General features: G+C 58.1%; 1 pseudogene. It reads right to left on the reverse strand.

Annotated elements, in window-relative coordinates:
- Window positions 1-1,292, reverse strand: a pseudogene (locus ACR0CG_RS23860) (IS1182 family transposase); the annotation flags it as partial.
- Between the last annotated feature and the right edge of the window lies 1 nt (window position 1,293).

Below are 1,293 nucleotides of genomic sequence, written 5' to 3' on the forward strand. Positions count from 1 at the left end.
GGTGGCGGCGAGGTGGAACTCGTCCCGAGCGCCGCATGGGTCACGTAATCGGAGGCGCCCGAGACCGAGGATGCGCTTGAGGTGGGCAAATAGCATCTCGACCTTCTTTCTGAGCTTGCACGAGATTGCATATTGGTTGGTTTGGGAGATGGCACGAGCCACTTTGCGGGATGGTTCATGGATGGAGTGCGTCGCCTTGCGCTGTGGCTCTTTCGGACAGCATCGGCTTTTAAGCGTGCAGGCGTCGCAGTCGGGTTTGCGGGCGCGGTAACGAAGGATGCCATCCTTGTCTGGTCTGGGCTCCCTCGGCTTTTTGAAAGCCCGGCGATACTGTTTGAGTTCCTTGCCAGCAGGGCAGATATAGGCATCGCTTTCAGCGTCAAACGTGAAGTCGGCGCGCTCGAAGGTCCCATCGTTGCGGCCAGACTTGTCGATGACAGGAATATGTGGGGCGATGCCGTGATCAACGAGCCAACTCAGCATCGGTCCAGAGCCATAGGCTGTGTCTGCGATCAGTCTCTCAGGGTTCAGATCGTGGCGTTCGCGCACCCGGTCGACCATGGTTCGGGTCGCGCCGACCTCAGCCTGGCGGATCGACCGGGTTGCCTCCACGTCCAGGATCACTCCGTTGTCCGTGTCGATCAGATAGTTGGCTGAATAGCAAAATAGGCGGGTCCACCCCGAGCGCCAGCCCATTGAGAGGCTGGATCGGAATGCGAGGTGAACTTCGGCTTCACCGGGCTTGCTGCACCAAAGGCGGCGTCATCCAATGTCTCCAGGTATTCCCTGACAGCACGAGGTGCATCTTCTGAGACGATCTGCTCTGGTGCCCAATCCCGCTGCGGTGAGGAGTTCTGCCGATTGGCGTCGGCTTGAATCAGACCGGCATCCGCAGCGAAACGCTGGCCGCTTGCCAAGCCTTCCTCGATACAGCACGTCACATCCGACTCGAACAAATGCCGCAAAAGATCGCTATCACGGAACCGTCCGTGCCGGTTCTTCGAAAAGGTCGAATGGTCGGGCACCGGATCGGTCAGGTCCAGACGACAGAACCAGCGGTACGCAAGGTTGAGATGCACCTCATCGCAGAGCCGTTGCTCAGATCGAATGCCCATCACGTAACCTATCAGCAGCATCCGGATCATCAGTTCCGGATCAACTGACGGTCGGCCAGTCGAACTGTAGAACGGAGCAAGGTGCCGACGGATATCAGACAGTTCGACGAACCGGCCTATATCTCGAAGAATATGGTATTGCGGGACATGATCCTCAAGCGAGAACTCGTAGAACAGT

The sequence above is a fragment of the Ruegeria sp. AB8 genome (assembly GCF_056542605.1).